Genomic DNA, 18,281 nt, shown 5'->3' on the forward strand with positions numbered 1-18,281 from the left:
TGGTGCCGTCGGATTTGCTGGTGACGGGGACGGTGTAGGTGCGTTCGGGGCCGTCGCCGGCCGGGGCGGTGAAGTAGTACCGCTGGGTGTTTTCTGGACCCACCAGAACCTTGATGTCGGTGCGGGCGGACGCGGTCGTGTCGAACACGACGTCAACGGTGGCGGCGCCGGCCGGGATGGTGCCCAGGTCGCGGGTGACTTTGCTGCCGGCGGGAACGGCGACCGAGGTGGTATTCTCGGCGGCGTGGGCGGGCAGAACTGTCAGGCCGCTGAAGGCGACGGCGAACGCGCCAGCGGCGGCGATGAGGGCCAGGCGCCGCGACGGGCGAGTGGAGCGCACGGAGGTGGGCGAAGCGAAAACAGTGGGGGAGGTCATGGTTCACATTTCGACTAGAGCACAGATTCGGGAGGGTGCGGGTGGGCTGGAGGAAGCCGCGACAACAAAGATGACTATTGCCCACTATGGGTATTGTTACAACCGAACTCGGGTCTTTCTCAGGTTCACCCCTCGTTCAGGGGCAGACGATGCGCACGAAATAGGCGCAAAAAAGCGGCCGGANTTAAGCACTACAAACGCAGTAGCTGGTTTATGACCGTCAAGGATCCATCGCCAGCACAGCGATGAGGATTACCCCTTTTTGATCGTTACGAGAGTGTCGTCGGGTACGTAGTAGTTGTTCGCGAAGTCAATCTTCGTGGTCGTCGGGGCTATCACTGCGCAGTTGGCCAGGCGAGAATCACGACCGAAACTGTTGTCGGTAATGGTTGCTCCCCTGATCGGGCCGTAGGACTTTTCCGCGATGTTCACGGTGCAGGCCCCACCATTGGCGAAGTTGTCGCTAAAAGTGAAGTTAGAGACCGGTCCCCGGTCCTGCGTGATCTGCACGGCAGCGCTGTGTGAATCAGTGAGTCGGTTGCCGGTAACCGTCACGTTGTTTCCAGCTTGAATCTGGATGCCATCGTCATGACTGGGCGAACCGCCCTGATTGGGGTCATTGCGGTAGTGCATGTGGTCATGGATCCAGGAGTCCTGCAGGCTCACATTGCTTCCCGTGATGTGAATTCCATCGATGACGTTATTGATGTCCAGACGCGTTGCCGTGAAGTTATAGCCATAGATTCCATTGGCGTCGGGCGAAGCGGTGCTCGGGGATAGCTCGGTGTCGGTAACGACCAGGTTCCGGTGTCCGCCGAGGTTATTGATGAGCGCTCCTGGACCGTTCATGGTGCGACCCCGAATGATGGAATTCTTGATGGTCACATCGGGGGCGCTGATCTTGATCAGGCCGCGAACATCGAGGCCACTCAGCACGGTGCCCGGCTCGGTTACGTTGATGTCACCGTTGTGCACGGTCAAAGCAGTTCCAGAGGGAACTCCCGTGTTGGAGGCACCGGGCGTCCCGCTCGTCACTGGAACGGGAGCCGGAGCGGGAGCCGGGGCAGGAGCCGGTGTCGGTGTCGGAGTTGGGGCAGGTGTGGGCTCCGGAGTCGGCGCCGGGGTCGGCGCAGGCTCCGGACTGCTTTCGGCGCGCTCAAAACCGACAACCGAAAGGTTGAGCTTGACATCCGCGTCGCTGCTGACGGCAGTGACCGTGCCGTCCATCTCGGGAGTCACTGGAACCGTTATGGTCTTGGTTGGACTAGTCCCAGCCGGCGCGGTGAACGAGTATGATTTCGAGCCCTCCGGACCAACTGCAAGCTCTACCTGCGTTCGGGACTCGACCTCGGAGGTGAAGAACTTCACCTCGACGGATTTCAGGCCGGACGGCACGGTGCCCAAGTCACGGGTGACTCTTTCGCGTTCGGGAATCACGATGGAGGCGGTCAGGGCCTCGCCGCTCGTGGTATCAGCTTGAGCTGGAGTGACGGCGAGACCGGAGAGTGCGACGACGGACACTGCCAGAACCGAAAGAACGGCCTTCCGTGGTTCCGTGCGCTTGAAGCCAGTTCGGGTGGTGCCAGTTGGAAATTGATTCGAAAGGGGTGTGCGGGTATTTCTCAATGCCATTAGTTAGTTACGTATATTCTTTGTCGCGCACAAGTCCGGGAACGTGCGGGTGATCGACCGTAGGGGGTCACAATGTACTCCATGAGCATTACCCACATAGGGTGGGCACGCAAATCGAGAGACCTCATCTTCGCGGCCACGACGGGCGGTCGGAACCCAAAAAAGCGGCCGGACCTGCGTTAACAGGGCCGACCGCTTAGAGTCTGCGAATCTAACGTTTGCGCTTCTCGCGCACGCGCATGCTGAGGTTGATCGGGCTTCCCTCGAAGCCGTAGATCTCACGCAGGCGACGCTGAATGTACCGTCGGTAGCCCGGGTCGAGGAACCCGGTGGTGAACACCACGAACGTCGGCGGGCGGCTCGAAGCCTGCGTGCCGAACAGGATGCGCGGCTGCTTGCCACTGCGCACGGGGTGCGGGTGGGCGGCGGTGAGCTCGGCCAGGAAAGCGTTGAACTTGCCGGTGGCAATGCGGGTGTCCCACGATTCGAGCGCGAGCTCAAGCGCCGGAACCAGCTTTTCCATGTGGCGACCGGTTTTAGCCGAGATGTTCACGCGCGGGGCCCAGGCTACGTGGGCGAGGTCTTGCTCGATCTCGCGTTCCAGGTAGCGGCGACGGTCGTCGTCGATCTGGTCCCACTTGTTGAAGGCGAGCACGAGCGCTCGGCCCGACTCGATGACGAGGTCGATGACGCGAATATCTTGCTCGCTGATGACTTCGGTCACGTCGAGCAGGACGACGGCAACCTCGGCCTTTTCCAGGGCGGCGCTGGTGCGCAGGGAGGCGTAGAAGTCGGCGCCCTGCGAGAGGTGCACGCGACGGCGGATGCCGGCGGTGTCGACGAAACGCCAGACCTTGCCACCGAGTTCGACCTGCTCGTCGACCGGGTCGCGGGTCGTGCCGGCGAGCTCGTTGACGACGACGCGCTCCTCCCCCACGACCTTGTTGAGCAGGCTGGACTTGCCGACGTTCGGGCGTCCGAGGATAGCCACGCGGCGCGGGCCGCCGACCTCCTGCTTGGCGACGTTGGAGATTTCGGGCAGCACGAGCAGAATCGCGTCGAGCAGGTCGGCAACACCACGACCGTGCAGGGCGGAGACCGGCCACGGCTGGCCGAGGCCGAGCGACCACAGGCTGGCCGCTTCGGGTTCCTGGCGCACGTCGTCAACCTTGTTGGCGATCAAAAAGACCGGCTTGCCACTCTTGCGCAGCATGCGTACGACGGCTTCGTCGGTCGAAGTCGGGCCCACGTTGGAATCGACGACAAACATGACCAGATCGGACAGGTCGATGGCGATCTCGGCCTGGGCGGCGACGGAGGCGTCGATGCCCTTGGCGTCTGGCTCCCAGCCACCGGTGTCGACGAGGCTGAACTTGCGCTCGTGCCATTCGCCCTTGTACGCGACGCGGTCACGCGTCACACCGGGGGTGTCCTCGACGACAGCCTCGCGGCGGCCGAGTATGCGGTTGACCAGCGCCGACTTGCCCACGTTCGGGCGACCGACAATGGCGATCACCGGAACGGCAGGCAGGTATTGGATCGCGTCGGGGTCGTCGGTGACGGCCTGGAGTACGTCGAGGTCTTCCTCGTCGAGGTCATAGTTGTCGAGGTCCGTGCGCAGCGCGGCGGAACGCCGGGTGGCGAGTTCCTCATCGAGGTTGGCGAGTCGTTCGGCCAGCTCGGTGTCGAGCGCTGTGCTCGTGTCGTCGTATTCGTTACTCATTCAAAGCCCGCTTCGTGCATGTGTGGTAGACGTCGATGACCGCTTCTATGGTCTGCTCGAAGTCGAGATGGGTGGAGTCGACGGTTATGACACCGTCTGCAGCGCTCATGAAATCGACAACCTGTGAGTCAGCGCGATCACGTGATCGCAGCTGTTCTGCCACGGTTTCAGCCGATTGGGTCGTTATTTCCGCAGAGCGTCTAGTCATTCTAGCCTCTTCCGATGCCGTGAGTAGAATGCGCACCTCGGCCTCGGGGGCGACGATGGTCGTGATGTCGCGTCCTTCAATGATGACGCCGGGCCGATCCACGTTCTCGGCGATGCTGCGAAACAGTTCGGTGAGCGCGCCCCGCACCGCGGGAACGCGGGCTACAGCGCTGACCGCTGCGCTGACCTCCGGTGAGCGGATGGCGTCAGTCACGTCGGTCTGCCCCACAGTGACGAAGTATTCGTCTGGGTCGGTACCGATCGCGTAGTCGAAGTCTTTGAGGAGCGCGGTGATGGCATCCGCTTGGGTGTTGTCGGTGTTGCGTGTGAGCGCGAGCCAGGCCAGCGCGCGGTAGGCGGCGCCGGTGTCGAGGTAGGCGAAGCCGAGGCGGCGTGCGGCTGCACGGCTCACGCTCGATTTGCCGCTGCCGGCCGGCCCATCGATGGCGACGCGGGTGGGGAGGATGTGACGTGCCATGTAGGTTAACCAGCAATCCGCCAGCCGCGCGCGGCCAGCTCTTCGGTGAGGCGAGCGACGACGCCGGGCAGTACAGAGATTTCGGCGAGACCGATCTGGGCCCCCGGCGAGTGTTCCAAGCGTAAGTCTTCGAGGTTAACACCGAGCTCTCCGATGTCGTTGAGCAGGCGGGCGATCTGGCCGGGCTGGTCGTTGACCATGACGACCATCGAGGAGAACCGGCGGTCCTGCCCGTGTTTGCCGGGCAAACGGGCCACCCCGGCGTTTCCACCGGCGAGTTCTTCGGCGACCTGGCGCTGCGCTCCGGGCGCGGCCGGATCTTCCAGGGCGTCGATGAAGCGGTCAAGGTCGTCGCGATAGGCCAGGAGCACATCGCGCACCGGGGCGGCGTTAGCGCTGAGAATTTGCACCCACAGGTCGGGGTCGCTCGCGGCTACTCGGGTCACGTCGCGCAGGCCCTGACCGGCGAGATTGAGCGAAGCATGTGCTGCTCCGGTCAGGCGGCGGGCCATCAGGCTGGAGATGACCTGCGGCACGTGCGAAACCAGCGCGACGCCGAGGTCGTGCTCTTCCGGCGTCATCTCGACCAGGATCGCGCCGAGGTCGAGGATGAGGTCGTCGATCGCGCCGGCCTGCTGATAACTGATCGCGTCGTGAGCGGCCACGACCCACGGGCGGCCGATGAACAGATCAGCACGGCCGGATAGCGGGCCACCCTTCTCCCGACCGGCAAGCGGATGCGACCCGATGTAGCGGCTAATATCGGCTCCGCGTTCGCGCAGCTCGGCGAGCGGCGCGAGTTTGACGCTCGCGACATCCGTCACGATCGCGCCCGGGTAAGCCTCGAGCTCGCGGGCGACGATCTCGGCGGTGACATCGGGGGGCACGCACACTACGATCAGCTGCGGTTGGTCGCCCGGCTGCGCGGCGCGGCCGGCGCCATAGTCGATGGCAATGCGCAGGTTGGTCGGGGACGCGTCGGCAAGGATCGTCTCGATTTTGCGACCCCGCAGGCCAAGACCCACGCTGGTTCCGAGCAGGCCGACGCCGACGATGCGCACCGGGCCGACGAGGCGGCTTTCAGCCATGATTGTGTCCTACCGTCGTTGTCGTTAGTTCGCGTCAGGGCGCGCGCTCGGCGCCTGGCGGGACACGGTGAGCAGTTGGCCGAGTTCTTCGCGGGTGAGTTCGCGCACGGCGCCCTGCTGCAGGGTACCGAGGTTCAACGGTCCGAACTGGCGACGCACGAGGTCAACGACGGGGTGACCGACCGCGTCGAGCATCCGTCGCACGATGCGGTTTCGGCCGGAGTGCAGGGTGAGCTCGACCATGCTGTGCCCACCGCCGGGAGGGCTCGTGAGGATGCGGGCCTTGTCGGCATGGATGGGACCGTCGTCGAGCTCGATGCCGCTTTGCAGCTGACCGATAGTCTGCGGCGAGACACGACCCTCCACCTTGGCGATATAAGTCTTGGAGACGCCGAAGGAGGGGTGCGCGAGCACGTGCGCGAGGTCACCGTCGTTGGTGAGAATGAGCAGGCCGCTGGTCTGGGCGTCGAGCCGGCCCACGTTGAACAACCGTTCGTCGAACTGGTCGGTGAATTCGCGCAGGTCGGGGCGGCCACCCTCGTCTTGCATCGAGGAGACGACGCCGACCGGCTTGTTGAGCATGAGGTAGCGACGGGTCGTGTCGAGCTGCACGGCCACGTTATCGACGGCAACCTGGTCGGTTTCCGGATGCACACGGCGGCCGAGCTCGGTAACGACCTTGCCGTTCACGCGCACGCGGCCGGAGGTGATCAGGTCTTCCGAGACGCGGCGGCTGGCGACTCCGGCCGAGGCGAGCACCTTCTGCAGCCGCACACCGTCGGCTGCAGCCTCTGGATTGAAGTTGGGGTCGCGGGGCGCACTGTCATTGGTCGGATTGGCGCTGGGCGTGTTGTCCTGGGTCAAAGTAAATCCTCGAATCCGTCGGTGCCGCCGTCGAGTAACGGCGATAGGTGGGGTAACTCGTCGAGCGAGTTGATTCCGAGCTGGGTGAGCAGCAAGTCTGTGGTGGCGTAGTTGATCGCGCCGGTTTCACTGTCGGTGAAGGCTTCGGTGATGAGGCCGCGACCGAGCAGGGTGCGCACGACGGAGTCGACACTGACGGCGCGAATGCTCGCGACCTGCCCACGACTGATCGGTTGCTTGTAGGCAATCACGGCGAGGGTTTCGAGCGCCGCCTGGCTGAGCCGGCTGGGATTCTCGGTCAGCACGAAGTCGGTCACGAGTTCGTCGTGCGTGGCGCGCACGTAGATGCGCCAGCCGCCGGCGACTTCGCGCAGTTCAAAACCGCGGCGCACCGTTGACGTACCGTCCGGCGCCGTAACGCCATCGAAATCGGCGACCAGCCGGGCCACGGCTTGCGCCACCTCCGTGATCGGCCGCCCCACGGCGGTTGAGAGGTGCACGAGGCCCTGCGGCTCATCGGCGATCATGAAGACGGCTTCGAGTTGGCGGTCGAGGATGTGGGATTCGTGCGAAACAGATGCTGCGGCATCCGTTTGCCCGGTACGTGACCGCATATCGGTGGCTTGATGTGCGTTATTTCTGAATTCAGTTGTCATAGTCAGCTCCGAGCGAAGCGAGATTGTCGTCTGACCACTCGCGCCCGTCGAGCGACCGGCTGCTCCAGCGCAGCATGAGCTCGCCGAGGGGCTCAATTTGGTCAAAAGAAAGGGCACCGTGGCGATACAGCTCGAGCACCGCGAGAAAGCGGGCGATGATGACACCCTTCAGGTCAACGCCGGCGATGAGCGCCCGGAACGAGACCGGCTCCCCCGGCTGGAGCATGGCGACGACGTAGGCGGCCTGCTCGCGGATACTGACCAGCGGCGCGTGCAGGTGCTCGACGCCCACAACGGGCAGCTCGCGCGGTGCGAGGGCCACGGCGGCCAGCGCAGCAAAGTCGGCGAGCGAGAGCGTCCAGACCAGCTCTGGCGTCTTCTGACGGTATTTCTCCTCGAGCCGCACCGACCGCACGTGGCGGCGGGTCTCGGTGTCGAGTTGGCCGGTGAACCAGGTCGCGGCTTCTTTGAAGGCGCGGTACTGCAGCAGGCGAGCGAACAACAGGTCACGCGCTTCGAGCAGGGCCACGTCCTCGGCGTCGACGAGTTCACCCTGAGGCAGCAGACCGGCCACCTTGAGGTCGAGAAGCGTCGCGGCAACGACGAGAAACTCGGTGGCCTGGTCGAGTTCCTCTGCCGCGTCGAGGCCGCGCAGGTAGGAGATGAACTCGTCGGTAACCTGGCTGAGCGAAATCTCGGTGATATCGAGTTCGTGCCGGGTGATGAGTTTCAACAGCAGGTCGAACGGGCCCTCGAAAACGCCGAGAGCGACCGAAAACGCGGGCTTCTCGGCCGCGCTAGGCGACTGCGCCACGGTGGATCAGTTCGCGGGCCACCTGCAGGTAGGCTTTGGCGGCCGCGTGCTCGGGTGCAAAGTCGGTGATGGGTACCCCGGCCACGCTCGCGTCGGGAAATTTCACCGTGCGGCCGATGACGGTCTCCAGCACGCTGTGGCCGAAGGCGTCGACGACGCGCTCGAGCACCTCGCGGGAGTGCAGGGTGCGGGAGTCGTACATGGTGGCGAGAATGCCGTCGAGTTCGATGGCGGGATTGAGCCGGTCGCGCACCTTATCGATGGTCTCGATGAGCAGGGCGACTCCGCGGAGCGCGAAGAATTCGCACTCGAGCGGGATCAGCACGCCGTGGCTGGCGGTGAGCGCGTTCACCGTGAGGATACCGAGCGAGGGCTGGCAGTCGATGAGGACGACGTCGTAGTCGCCCGAGACCTTGCGCAGCACCCGGGCGAGAATCTGCTCGCGAGCGACCTCGTTGACCAGGTGTACCTCGGCGGCGGACAGGTCGATGTTGGCCGGGATGACGTCGAGGCCCTCGACCGAGGTCGACTGGATCGCGTCTTTCGGGTCGACCTTGCCGTCGAGCAGCAGGTCGTAAATGGTGGTGACGTCGTGGGTGGGCACGCCGAGGCCGGCTGAGAGTGCGCCCTGCGGGTCGAAGTCGACGGCGAGCACGCGACGGCCGTAACTGGCCAGGGCTGCGCCGAGGTTGATGGTCGTCGTGGTCTTACCGACGCCACCTTTTTGGTTGCAGAGGGAGATGATGCGGGCGGGACCGTGGCTTTTCAGCGGCTCCGGTTCGGCGAATTCGTGTTTTTCACGTCCCGTCGGACCTACCGGAGCGTCGTCGAAACCGGGTAGCGAAATTCGCTCGCTCAACTTACGCGTCACTGGCCCGTCCTTGATTTGTCCTGCACCCATCACTTGGTCGATTGTAGCGAGTGGAACGGCTGGTCGCCGCAAGAATCGCCGCGCGGGCCGGTCTCGGGTGTTCAGCGCGCCCGCGGATGAGCGGTCGTGTACATGTCACGAAGGGTGTCGACGGTCACGAGGGTGTAGATCTGAGTAGTGGCGACCGAGGAATGCCCGAGAAGTTCCTGAACGACGCGCACATCGGCGCCACCGGCGAGCAGGTGCGTCGCAAAGGAGTGGCGGAGGGTGTGCGGCGACACGGGCACGGAAAGCCCAGCACGCTCAGCGGCAGCACGAATGATCAGCCATGCGTTCTGCCGACTCACCCGCTGTCCGCGCAGGCCGAGGAAGAGCGCCGGTGTCGAGCGTCCGCGCGCCGACAGCATCGGCCGGGCGCGCACGAGGTAGTCCGACACGGCTGCGCGAGCAAAACTGCCGACCGGCACGATGCGCTGTTTATCCCCCTTGCCGGTGAGTCGCACCGAGTCAAACACCTCCACGAGCACATCATCGACATTGAGGTTGACCACCTCGCTCACCCGCGCTCCAGTCGCGTAGAGCAGTTCGAGCAGGGCCTTATCGCGCAGCCGCTGAACGTCATCGCCGTCGGTCGCCGCCAACAGCGCACTGACCTGTTCGATTGAGATCGCTTTGGGCAGGCGCAGCGCGAGTTTGGGCGGTTTGGTGTCGTGCGCCACATCGGCTTCGACGACGCCCTCATCGAGCAGAAACCGGTGGAATCCGCGCACGGTCGAGAGAACGCGGGCGATGGACGCCGCCGTCAACGGGGCTTCCGAGCGCAGGCCGAGGTGCTGCACAAACGACGAGATGTGCCGCCGAGTGATCAACCGCAGGTCGGTGATCGGCCGGGGTGGGTCGACAGGAGAATCAACCGCCAGCCACGCCGTGTACAGCCCGAGATCGCGGCGGTAGGCGGCGACGGTGTTCACGGCGAGGCCGCGTTCGACCGCCACGTGCCGCAGGTAGGAGTCCACCGCCGACTCGACGGTCGCCATGTTCAGACCGACGGCCCTCAGGCCGTGATGTGCAGGCCGCGCGACGCACTGCTGCGCGGATGCCGCGGCCACGGTGAATCCGCGGGTGCAAGCGTGCTCCAGCCGCGTGAACGAGCCACCTGGGCGGCCAGAATGCCCACGATCAGAATCGGGTTGGAAACGCGCCTGGCCATCACGGCGTCGACGCACTCGTCGAGCGATACCCAGCGCGGTTCGATATCGGCTTCTTCGTGGGTGCGATCGAATGCGGCGATCGCCGAGACGCCCCGCGCGAGATAGACCCGAATGGCTTCGTTACTGCCGCCCGGCGAGGTATAGAACTCGGTCAGCAGCGCCCACTCGGTGGCGACGACATCCGCTTCTTCAGCCAGTTCGCGCTGGGCGCCGACGACGGCATTCTCACCGGCAATGTCAAGCAGCCCGGCCGGCAGTTCCCAGCCGCGCAAACCGGTCGGCTGCCGGTACTGCTTGATCACGAGCACGCGGTCCTGCTCGTCGAGGGCCAGCACAGCGACCGCGCCGGGGTGGTCGATGTACTCGCGGGTGATGCTCGCTCCGTTGTAGGCAAACGAGTCGCGGCGCACGTTCCAGATGGCGCCGTTATAGGCAACGTCGCTCGCTGTGACATGGACCGGCACAACGTCATCCTGCAGCAGATCTTCAGGCACTGAGCTCTTCCTTCACCTCGAACAAGCGGCTGGCCTCCTGGCGGTCGAGCGCGGCCTTGATCAGACCGCGAAACAGCGGATGCGCGTGGTTCGGCCGTGACCGCAGCTCCGGGTGGGCCTGGGTTCCAACGTAGAACGGGTGCTCGTCGCGCTTGAGCTCCACGTACTCGACCAGGTGGCGGTCGGGGCTGGTGCCGGAGAACCACAGGCCAGCCAGCGCGATCTGGTCGCGGAATGCGTTGTTGACCTCATAGCGGTGGCGGTGGCGTTCGGACGCTTCGTTGGCGCCGTACAGCTCGGCGACAAGAGAACCTTCGGCGAGGGTCGCCGGGTACAGGCCAAGGCGCATGGTTCCGCCAAGGTCTCCACCAGCAATGATCTCGACCTGCTCTTCCATGGTCGCGATGACCGGAAATTCAGTCTCCGGGTCGAATTCGCTCGAGGATGCGCCGGGCAGGTTGGCCTTGTTGCGGGCGTACTCGATGACCATGCACTGCAGGCCGAGGCACAGGCCGAGAACGGGGATGCCGTTTTCCCGGGCAAACTTGAGGGCGCCGAGCTTGCCCTCGATGCCGCGGATTCCAAACCCACCAGGCACGCAGATGCCGTCGAGTTCGCCAAGCAGCCGGGCGGCTCCCTCGTCGGTTTCGCAGTCGTCGGAGCCGATCCAGACAATTTTGACCCTGCTCTGGTTGGCGAATCCGCCGGCTCGCAGCGCCTCGGTGACCGAGAGATAAGCATCCGGCAGGTCGATATACTTGCCGACCAGGCCGATGGTGACCTCGTGCTTGGGGTGGCGCACGGCTTCGAGCAGGTTCTTCCAGCCAGTCCAGTCGACCGTGTCTGCGGTGAGGCCGAGGGCGGTGACGATGTACTTGTCGAGGCCCTGGTCGTGCAGCATGGTCGGGATCTCGTAGATCGAGGCGACGTCGACGGCGTTGACGACAGCGTCTTCGTCAACGTCGCACATGAGCGCGATTTTGCGCTTGTTCGACTCGGAGACGGGCCGGTCGCTGCGCAAGACGAGGGCGTCGGGCTGGATTCCAATCGAGCGCAGGGTGGCGACGGAGTGCTGGGTGGGTTTGGTCTTCTGCTCGCCGGCTGCGCCGAGAAACGGCACGAGCGAGACGTGCACGAAGAAGACGTTGCCGCGGCCGAGTTCGTGACGCACCTGGCGGGCGGCCTCGAGGAATGGCTGGGATTCGATGTCACCGACGGTGCCGCCGACCTCGGTGATGATGACGTCGGGGCGCACCTCGTCGCTGGCCTGCAGGCGCATGCGACGCTTGATCTCGTCGGTGATGTGGGGAATGACTTGAACGGTGTCGCCGAGGTACTCGCCGCGACGTTCCCTGGCGATGACCTGCGAGTAGATCTGCCCGGTCGTCACGTTGGCCGACTGGCCGAGGTTGATGTCGAGAAAGCGTTCGTAGTGTCCGATGTCGAGGTCGGTTTCGGCGCCGTCGTCGGTGACGAAGACCTCGCCGTGCTGGAACGGGTTCATCGTTCCCGGGTCAACGTTGAGGTAGGGGTCGAGCTTTTGCATGACAACCCGCAGGCCGCGTGCCGTGAGCAGGTTACCGAGGCTGGCCGCCGTCAAGCCCTTACCGAGCGAGGAGACCACACCCCCGGTCACAAAGATGTGCTTGGTCGTGCCGTCTGATCTGTCCGTAAGTATATTTTCCACCACGGGCTTCAATGCTATCACCAGAAAATTTGTCGCTTACTTTTTAGAGAGACGAGAGTGGGACTGCGCAAGGTCGAGCAGTTCCCTGGCATGTTCAAGCCCGCTCTTCGAGTCGGGCAGGCCAGAAAGCAGGCGGGCCATTTCAGCGGCACGGTCATCGCCGAGTAGCTGGCGCACGCTCGAGGCGGTGACGGATCCATCGCTGTCTTTGACGACGCTGAGGTGGTTGCCGGCAAAGGCGGCGACCTGGGCGAGATGGGTGACCACGATAACCTGGGCGGTTTCGGCCAGTCGAGCAAGTCTGCGGCCGATTTCGATCGCCGCTGCGCCGCCCACACCGGCATCGATCTCGTCGAAGACAAAGGTGGGCACCGGGTCGGTCGCGTTGATGACGACCTCGATGGCGAGCATCACCCGAGACAGTTCGCCGCCGGATGCCCCGCGCGCCAGGGCTCTTGGTTCGGCGCCAGCGTGCGGTTGTAAGAGAAGACGCACAAGGTCGATACCGGTGACGCTGAACTCCGGGCCGGCTTCAATTTCCACGAGCAGCACGGCATCCGGCATCGCCAGCGCACCGAGCTCGGCGGTCACCCGAACACCGAGTTGCACCGCGGCCGCCCGGCGTAAGGCCGTGAGGGCAGCGGCGAGATCGGTGACGAGCTTTCGGTCGGCCTCCGCTTCGGCGCTGAGCTGCTCGATGCGGTCAGAGTCAGAATCGAGCTCGAGCAGCCGGGCACTGCCGGAATCGAGGAACCCAATGGCTTCCTCGAGACCGCCCGGGTATTTGCGGGCGAGGATGCCAAGCTCGGCCCGCCGCTCCTGCACGATTTCGAGTTCGCGGGCACCATCGGCGTCAAGGCCGGCCAGGTAGCTCGAGAGTTCGGCAGCGATGTCGGCAACGACGAAACCAGCGTTGGAGATGGCGGCGACGAGCGGCGGCAGGGCCACGTCGTGGGCGGCGACCCGGTCGAGCGCGCGCCTGGCGGCTTCGAGCAGGGCCACGACGTCCGGCGCGTTATCGGGGTTGTCTTCAGCGGAGACGAGCTGGCGGGCCTGCTCTGCCGCCAGGCGTAGTTCTTCCAGGTTTCCGAGGCGTTCGGCACGTTCACCCAACTCGGCGTCTTCGCCGGGTTGCGGGGCAACCGTTTCAATCTCGGTCAGCGCCGCGCGCAGTTCGTCGGCCTCGCGGGCTCGCAGGTCTCGTTCCGTGATGAGCCGGTCGAGATCGACCTGGTTGGCCTGCCAGCGGTGGAAGGCATGCTGGTAGTCGCCGAGCATAGCGGCGAGTTCGGGGCCGGCGAAACGGTCGAGGGCATCACGCTGGGCTGCGGCGGAGCGCAGGCGCACCTGGTCGCTCTGGCCGTGCACGACGACGAGGTCGTTGCGCAGGTCCCCGAGCACGCTCGCCGGAGCGCCACGTCCGCCGACCATCGCGCGGCTGCGTCCCTCGCTTGAGACGGATCGTCCGAGGATGAGTTCGGGTCCGTCGAGGTCTCCCCCGGCGTCACGGACCCGGTCGGCGACCGCGCTGGCGGGGTCGATCACCCAGCGCCCCTGAACGAAACTCTGCGGCTGGCCCTGGCGCACGGTTCCGGCATCCGCTCGATCGCCGAGCAGGAGTCCGAGCGCGGTGACCACCATGGTCTTACCGGCGCCGGTTTCTCCCGTCACTGCTGTGAAGCCGGGGCCGAGCGGCAGCGTCGCCTCGGCGATGACGCCGAGGTCGCGAATGAACAGCTCGTCGATCACTCGCGGCCGACCGGGCCGCGCCAGCCGGTGACCGGCAGGTTGAACTTGTTGACCAGACGGTCGGTGAAGGGGCCGATGTGCAGGCGGGCCAATCGCACCGGCACTCCCGAGCGGCGTACTATCACGCGGGCACCGGTCGGCAGGTCCTGGGTTCGGCGACCGTCAGCGCAGAGCACGGCACGGGCACCGGTGCGGGAGAGTACCTCGACGGCCAGTGACGAGTCGGGACCGACCACGAGTGGCCTCGCAAACAGTGCGTGCGCGCTGAGCGGAACCAGCAGCAGCGCTTCAACGCCGGGCCAGACGATGGGGCCGCCGGCCGAGAATGAGTACGCGGTCGAGCCGGTCGGGGTGGAAAGTACGACACCGTCGCAGCCAAACGACGAGAGCGGGCGGCCATCAACCTCGACGACGACCTCGATCATGCGTTCGCGACTGGCTTTTTCGACGGTGACCTCGTTCAATGCCCAGGTTTCGTAGACAACCTCGTCGGCCACCTTGACCCGCACCGACAGGGCGAGTCGTTCTTCGACCTCGTAATCGCCTTTGAGGGCGCGCCGCACGGCCTCGCCGAGGTCGTCCCGCTCGCTCTCGGCGAGAAACCCGACGTGGCCGAGATTGATGCCGAGCAGCGGGGCCGAGCAACCACGCACGAGTTCTGCTGAACGCAGAATGGTGCCGTCTCCGCCGAGCACGATGACAAGCTCAAGGTCGGCAGTTCGCACCGTGTCACCGAGAATCGCGATATGACCATTCAACTCCGGGCAGGCGGCCAGAAGGTCAGCGCGTTCATCGCTGGCGAGCACCGGCACAGTCCCGGAGGCCAGAAGCTGCTTACACACCGTCGAGGCGGCTTCGACAGAGTCAGCCCGGCCGGTGTGGGCGACGATAAGAAAGTACCGCGGGGTCTCGCTCAATTCGTCACGCCCCCACTATGGTTTCGATCCGGTCCATCCATTCTGTCGGATTTGTGCCGGTCGTGGCGCTCATCCAGCACAGATACTCGTGATTTCCGGCCGCCCCAATGATGGGCGAGGCGATGACTCCGCAGGTTTTCAGCCCGAGGTCCCAGCCAGCCCAGAGTACACCGGCCACGGAGTCGCTTCGAAGGCCCCTGTCGTGCACGATGCCCTCACGAATACCGCCGCGGCCTACCTCAAACTGCGGTTTGATCAGCAGCACGAAGTCGGCGCCCGGCGCGGCCGTGGCCACGAGGGCCGGCAACACGGTGGTGAGCGAGATGAACGACAGGTCGGCCACCACGAGGTCGGGCCGGGTATCGATTCCGGATGCCCCGGCGAGGGTTGCCGGGGTCGCATAGCGGATGTTGTACCCCTCGACCAGTTTCAGCCGCGACTCGGTCTTCAGTTGCGCGGCCAGCTGGCCGTGGCCGACATCGGCGGCGATCACCTGGGCGGCACCGCGTTCGAGCAGTACCTGGCTGAAACCGCCGGTACTCGCCCCGGCATCGAGCGCCGTGCGGCCGGTGACGCTGAGGGTGAAGGCGTCGAGCGCGGCGTTGAGTTTGTGGGCGCCCCGGCTGACGTAGTGGTCGGTCGCGGCCACCTCGAGAACGGCGTCCGCTGAGACTTTGGTGCTGGCCTTCACGACCGGGACACCGTTCACCGTGACGAGGCCGTCGGCGATGAGTTTGGCGGCGACGGTTCGGGAACGAACCAGGCCGCGGTCGGCCAGGGCGGCGTCGAGGCGTGAGCCGGGCATCCGTTCTGGAAGCCCGTCAAGCGAGTCGGCGTCATTCAGTTCAGAGTCGTGCTCAGGCATGGGTGTGTCTGTTTCATGGTCGTGGGGAGTATCAGCGCCGGTCATGCCCGGCCCGCCGCGTCAATATCAGCGTCTTCGAGTTGTTCGCGCAGCTGCTCGTGCAGCGCTTTGAACGCTTCGGCACGCATCTCAAGCGGCCGGGCCTCGATGTCGGCCAGCTGCGGCGCGAGATCCACCGATTCTTCTTCGGGCATGACAGGCTCGGGATTCACAGTGTCTAGGCTACTGCGCGAGATACAGTCGCTCCGGAACGTTGAGCCCGTAGATCGCGCGCCCGGATTGGTAGATCGCGGCGCACGCGGCCCGCAGCAGGTTGATTCCGCCGTCGCCCTCCTTGACGATTTGCACGTCGTTGCCGTTGACGCGCACGCTCGCGCCACTCACCGTGGCGGTCGAGCCGTCCTTGGAGAACACCGTCTCCGGGTACGGCTCGTGCAACTGTTGTAAATTTTCAATGATGAACGTCGGCCGCGAGTCTTTGTCGGCGGCGAGGGCCTGCTTGGCCCGGTCGATGCCGGTGAGCACGAGCACAGCCGGGATTCCCGCCCGATTGGCGCCCAGAATATCGGTGTCCAGTCGGTCACCAATAAACAGCGCATTCTGCGCGCTGAAGCGCCGCGTGGCCTCTAGAAAAATGGCCGCTTCGGGTTTACCAGCTACGACTGGAAGTCGACCAACGGCGGCGTGCACGGCGGAGACGAGCGTGCCGTTGCCGGGGGCGATACCGCGAGCGACCGGAATGGTCCAGTCGGTGTTGGTGGCGATCCACGGAATACCCGTGCCCACTCCGTCGGCGTTGAGCGCGAACGCGGCCTCGGCGAGGTGTACCCAGCCGAGCTCTGGCGCGAAGCCCTGAATCACGGCGGCGGGTTTGTCGTCGGCCGAGCGGGTCACGACGAATCCGGCCTTGAGGACCTCGTCGACGAGCCCATCACCACCAACGACGAGGATGCTCGCGCCGGGTTCCACCTGCTCTGCCAGTAGCCGCACGGCCGCCTGGGGCGAGGTGACAACATCCGCTGCCGCGACGCTCAACCCGAGCTGGGTGAGGTGGTCGGCGACCGACTGGTCGGTGCGGGAAGCGTTATTGGTGATGTAGCCCACTCGGATGGTCTCCGCGGCACGGTTCAGGCTCTCGACGGCGAAGGGAATCGCCGCTGGGCCAGCATAAACCACACCGTCAAGGTCTGCCAGAAGTACGTCTACACCGGCCAGCGGCGTCGCTGACTCAGGCTTTCGGCGATGTAGCATCCGGCTCCGTTTCGTCGTCTTGCGAAGCGGATGCCACGGTGTCGGCCTCAGCGTCGGTCACGTTGATCTCGACGCCAGTTTCGACGCCGGCCTCGGAGCCCGCGTCTTTGGCGTCGATAGTTTCGGTGACGATGCCATCAGCGTCGTCGTCATCCCCGGCGTCAGCGGCGAAGTACGCGAGGGCAGCATCGTCATCCTCTTCCATTTCTTCGATTTCAATGGTTTCGTCATCGTCACCGGAAGGCCCGAATGCAGCATCGGCTCGCGAAGCGCGTTCGAGCCATTCGTCGGCTTCGCTCTCCCGGCCGAGTTCGGTCAACACCTCAGCGTAGGCGGCGAACAGTTCGGGGCTGTAAGAGAAGGCCGTGTTGGGGTTGAGCTGCGGAATTTCAAGCTCGACGAGTGCGGCATCTGTTTCGCCGAGGTCGAGGCGTGCACCAGACATGGCAATGGCCAGTCCCACCTGGACGGATGGGGACAGTGTGGCGCGATCGACCGAACGACCAAGCTCGAGGGCGCGGTCGGGGCGGCCAACGCCGCGTTCGCTGTCGACCATAAGGGGGAGCTGATCATTGGAGCCTGAAATGCGACGATAGGTGCGCAGTTCACGCAGGGCCAGAGCGAAATCTCCTGTGGCATACGCGGTGATCGCAAGGCTTTCGCGCACCACACCGATGCGGCCAGCCCGGCGGGCAGCGCTCATCACGTGCAGGTGGGCGAGCTGGGGGTTCTCGTCGATGACACGGGCAGCCATGGCCAGGTGGCGCCCGACGGTCTCGGCGTTTTCCTTGGTCAGGGTCTTGAGCTCGTTGCGGGCAATGCGGTCCAGGTCGTTAGCCGAAATGTCGTCGGGAAGTTCCGGGTCATCGTGGCGCGGCCGCACCGAACGCAGCTCACGCTGCATGCGCTGCTCCTCGGTCATCTCCTCCTCGACGACGCGGGCATCGCGGTCGTTACGGGCCGGGGCGCCGTCGCGGGTCCACAGTTTCTTGCCGGCATCCACTCGTGGGGCGCCAGCGCGGTTCGGCGAACCGCCGCGCTGGGTCCACGGCTTGCTGTCGTTGGCCGAGCGCGGCCGATCGCTGTTGGACCGGTCAGGGCTGGGCCGATCGCTGCGCTCAGGGCGTGCGCCATCCCTGGCCCATGGCTTGCGGTCCCCGTCCTGCGCGGGCCGGTCGGAGTTGCCACGATACGGCGGACGCTCACCCTGAGCCGGACGATCAGAGTTGCCCCGGTACGGCGCTCGGTCGTTTCCGGTGGAAGGCCGGTCGGAGTTGCCCCGGTACGGCGGACGCTCCCCCTGGGCAGGACGATCCGAGTTACCCCGGTACGGCGGACGCTCCCCCTGGGCAGGACGATCCGAGTTACCCCGGTACGGCGGACGCTCCCCCTGAGCAG

At 65.2% G+C, this 18,281-nt stretch carries 18 protein-coding genes; all 18 read right to left on the reverse strand.

Annotated elements, in window-relative coordinates; translation table 11 throughout:
- Positions 1 to 376 (reverse strand): hypothetical protein (locus tag E3T51_RS00005; protein ID WP_134525862.1); only part of this gene is annotated, 376 nt, incomplete at its 3' end.
- A 252-nt stretch (positions 377 to 628) separates the two neighbouring features.
- Positions 629 to 1,897, reverse strand: coding sequence for a right-handed parallel beta-helix repeat-containing protein (locus E3T51_RS16615; RefSeq protein ID WP_166806321.1), 1,269 nt, complete (start codon positions 1,895 to 1,897; stop codon positions 629 to 631).
- A 322-nt stretch (positions 1,898 to 2,219) separates the two neighbouring features.
- Positions 2,220 to 3,731, reverse strand: coding sequence for a ribosome biogenesis GTPase Der (gene der / locus E3T51_RS00020; protein ID WP_134525870.1), 1,512 nt, complete (start codon positions 3,729 to 3,731; stop codon positions 2,220 to 2,222).
- Positions 3,724 to 4,416, reverse strand: a complete 693-nt coding sequence (gene cmk, locus E3T51_RS00025; RefSeq protein WP_134525873.1) for a (d)CMP kinase — start codon at positions 4,414 to 4,416, stop codon at positions 3,724 to 3,726. The genes der and cmk overlap by 8 nt, the downstream gene beginning before the upstream one ends.
- 5 nt (positions 4,417 to 4,421) lie before the next feature.
- Positions 4,422 to 5,504, reverse strand: a complete 1,083-nt coding sequence (locus tag E3T51_RS00030) for a prephenate dehydrogenase (RefSeq protein WP_134525876.1) — start codon at positions 5,502 to 5,504, stop codon at positions 4,422 to 4,424.
- 24 nt (positions 5,505 to 5,528) lie between these two features.
- The gene (locus tag E3T51_RS00035) at positions 5,529 to 6,278 is read right to left on the reverse strand and encodes a pseudouridine synthase (RefSeq protein WP_233205644.1); all 750 of its coding nucleotides are present in this window, start codon (positions 6,276 to 6,278) and stop codon (positions 5,529 to 5,531) included.
- A gap of 86 nt (positions 6,279 to 6,364) precedes the next feature.
- Complete coding sequence (scpB, locus tag E3T51_RS00040) at positions 6,365 to 6,982, reverse strand: SMC-Scp complex subunit ScpB (protein ID WP_134525895.1); 618 nt, start codon at positions 6,980 to 6,982, stop codon at positions 6,365 to 6,367.
- Positions 6,983 to 7,013: 31 nt separating this feature from the next.
- Positions 7,014 to 7,838, reverse strand: a complete 825-nt coding sequence (locus tag E3T51_RS00045) for a segregation and condensation protein A (RefSeq protein ID WP_134525878.1) — start codon at positions 7,836 to 7,838, stop codon at positions 7,014 to 7,016.
- A complete protein-coding gene (locus E3T51_RS00050) occupies positions 7,822 to 8,739 on the reverse strand; it encodes a ParA family protein (protein ID WP_104190427.1) in 918 nt (305 codons plus the stop codon). Before E3T51_RS00050 ends, E3T51_RS00045 begins: the two co-directional genes overlap by 17 nt.
- Positions 8,740 to 8,810: 71 nt before the next feature.
- Positions 8,811 to 9,746, reverse strand: coding sequence for a site-specific tyrosine recombinase XerD (gene xerD / locus E3T51_RS00055; RefSeq protein ID WP_134525880.1), 936 nt, complete (start codon positions 9,744 to 9,746; stop codon positions 8,811 to 8,813).
- A gap of 17 nt (positions 9,747 to 9,763) precedes the next feature.
- The gene (locus tag E3T51_RS00060) at positions 9,764 to 10,414 is read right to left on the reverse strand and encodes an NUDIX domain-containing protein (RefSeq protein ID WP_134525883.1); all 651 of its coding nucleotides are present in this window, start codon (positions 10,412 to 10,414) and stop codon (positions 9,764 to 9,766) included.
- Entirely contained in the window at positions 10,407 to 12,104 is a 1,698-nt protein-coding gene (locus tag E3T51_RS00065; RefSeq protein ID WP_241989080.1) for a CTP synthase, read from the reverse strand. Before E3T51_RS00065 ends, E3T51_RS00060 begins: the two co-directional genes overlap by 8 nt.
- 33 nt (positions 12,105 to 12,137) lie before the next feature.
- Positions 12,138 to 13,850, reverse strand: a complete 1,713-nt coding sequence (recN, locus tag E3T51_RS00070; RefSeq protein WP_134525886.1) for a DNA repair protein RecN — start codon at positions 13,848 to 13,850, stop codon at positions 12,138 to 12,140.
- Positions 13,847 to 14,767: an NAD kinase gene (locus E3T51_RS00075; RefSeq protein ID WP_134525889.1), complete on the reverse strand. Its 921-nt coding sequence runs from the start codon at positions 14,765 to 14,767 to the stop codon at positions 13,847 to 13,849. The genes recN and E3T51_RS00075 overlap by 4 nt, the downstream gene beginning before the upstream one ends.
- 4 nt (positions 14,768 to 14,771) lie before the next feature.
- Positions 14,772 to 15,572, reverse strand: a complete 801-nt coding sequence (locus tag E3T51_RS00080; RefSeq protein WP_134525900.1) for a TlyA family RNA methyltransferase — start codon at positions 15,570 to 15,572, stop codon at positions 14,772 to 14,774.
- A 101-nt stretch (positions 15,573 to 15,673) separates the two neighbouring features.
- On the reverse strand, positions 15,674 to 15,844 hold the full coding sequence (locus E3T51_RS16620; protein WP_166806320.1) for a hypothetical protein: 171 nt from the start codon (positions 15,842 to 15,844) through the stop codon (positions 15,674 to 15,676).
- A 10-nt stretch (positions 15,845 to 15,854) separates the two neighbouring features.
- Positions 15,855 to 16,883, reverse strand: a complete 1,029-nt coding sequence (locus tag E3T51_RS00085) for an HAD-IIA family hydrolase (RefSeq protein ID WP_134525892.1) — start codon at positions 16,881 to 16,883, stop codon at positions 15,855 to 15,857.
- Positions 16,861 to 18,281, reverse strand: a 1,421-nt coding sequence (locus E3T51_RS16980; RefSeq protein ID WP_241989081.1) for a primosomal protein, incomplete at its 5' end; no start/stop codon positions are given. The genes E3T51_RS00085 and E3T51_RS16980, both read right to left, overlap by 23 nt.

Origin of the sequence: Cryobacterium serini (assembly GCF_004404025.1) — a bacterium.
GTDB classification, from domain to species: Bacteria; Actinomycetota; Actinomycetes; order Actinomycetales; family Microbacteriaceae; genus Cryobacterium; species Cryobacterium serini.